Source organism: Streptococcus sp. GMD1S, from assembly GCF_000296875.1.
Lineage (GTDB): Bacteria > Bacillota > Bacilli > Lactobacillales > Streptococcaceae > Streptococcus.
In genome coordinates, this window is record NZ_AJQY01000314.1 from 1 (window position 1) to 510 (window position 510).

At 40.6% G+C, this 510-nt stretch carries 1 pseudogene; it reads right to left on the bottom strand.

Annotation, left to right across the window (positions count from 1 at the left end):
• Positions 1-380, bottom strand: a pseudogene (locus GMD1S_RS08980) (hypothetical protein); the annotation flags it as partial.
• Positions 381-510: the final 130 nt, after the last annotated feature.

The following is a 510-nucleotide window of genomic DNA, read 5'->3' on the forward strand; positions in this document are numbered from 1 at the left end:
CCTGAAATGGTTTCTTCTGGAGTTTCTACAGGGAAATCTTTGTGCCATTGTACTGAGTATGTAGATGCAGGTGAAAGCCCTTCTTCTTTGATTTTTTCACTTGTTTGCACTGCAAAAATGGCCTCAGTCCATTTTTCATAGGTTTCACCATAAATTTTCTTGAATCGTGCAGAGTCGCTAGTGAGAACAGAGTCTAGGAGAATTTCAGCATCTTTTGTGACTTTCTCTTTAACTTCCGCTGCTTCATCCTTCTTCTCAACTTGTTCCGTTTTCTCTTTGTCATCAGAAGAAGCTTCAGATGACTGATTAGACAATGCAGAACATGCACCCAAGACAACTGTTGAGAGTGCTAAGATACTTAGTAACTTAATCTTTTTCATGTTTCACCTCTTTATGAAAAATTTACTCTTGGAGACCACCTCCAAGGATAGTTGTTTAGAAAAACACTGGGTTCATCTAACGGAGAATGGGGGATTCGAACCCCCGCGCCAGTTACCCGACCTAACGATT